Here is an 827-nt window from a genome sequence, read left to right on the forward strand (position 1 = left end):
GGGTTACATGCACAGCCCACATCCAACGCACCTTATGCATCGCAACATGGTACCAGTAGTAGAAAAAATCTTGGGAAACGACCAGAAACGCAATGGCGAAGAACCCAGCTTCAGGCGTGTAACCAAAACCGTATTGCTGAACTTCTTCATAGAAAAACTGAATGAACAACGCTACAGCAATGCCATCAAAAACCTTATACATCGCGCCGGTAGAAATGTTCGCCAAGGTCTCATTCCAATGATAAGAATCAATATTTTTGCGTTTCAAGTACCAAGCTTCCCAAGCGATCAAACTTAGAAAAAGGGTCCCAAAAATCACAATAAACATCAGCGCATGAAAAACATCATTCATATTTTTTATTCTCGATACCTATGCTGCTGTTAAAAGAGCAGGCAATTTCTCACTCAAACCAACTAATGATGATATGCCTCTCGAATCGTATCAGCGATAATTTGTAAGCCCTTTCTTACACGTTCCTCATCCTGCGAATAGGTAACGCGCAAGCATTCATTGCGATGCGACCAATCAAGATCATGCTCACTATCTAGGCCGGGAAAGAAATGATGGCCTGGTACAACAAGAACACCACGCGTTTTTAAACGCTCATACATCTGCTGACTTGAGACAGGACAACCTTTCATCCAAATCCAGAGAAACATCGCCCCCTCAACCTTATGCAACGAAACAGGCAAATCTCTGCAAAGCGACTTAAAGGCCTCGGCCTTTGAAGCCTTGTCAAGATAAAAAGGCCGAACAAGCTCATTACTCATTTTTAGAATTTCACCCGAGGCAACAAGGTCTTTGGCCAGCATTGGCCCGAAACTTC

At 43.4% G+C, this 827-nt stretch carries 1 protein-coding gene and 1 pseudogene; both read right to left on the reverse strand.

What is annotated here, in order from left to right:
- The coding region (locus tag A3750_RS19490) for a sterol desaturase family protein (RefSeq protein ID WP_369819958.1) at window positions 1–352 on the reverse strand (352 nt) is incomplete at its 3' end.
- Between the two features lie 62 nt (window positions 353–414).
- Window positions 415–827, reverse strand: a pseudogene (avtA, locus tag A3750_RS19495) (valine--pyruvate transaminase); the annotation flags it as partial.

The organism is Oleiphilus sp. HI0079, assembly GCF_001635105.1.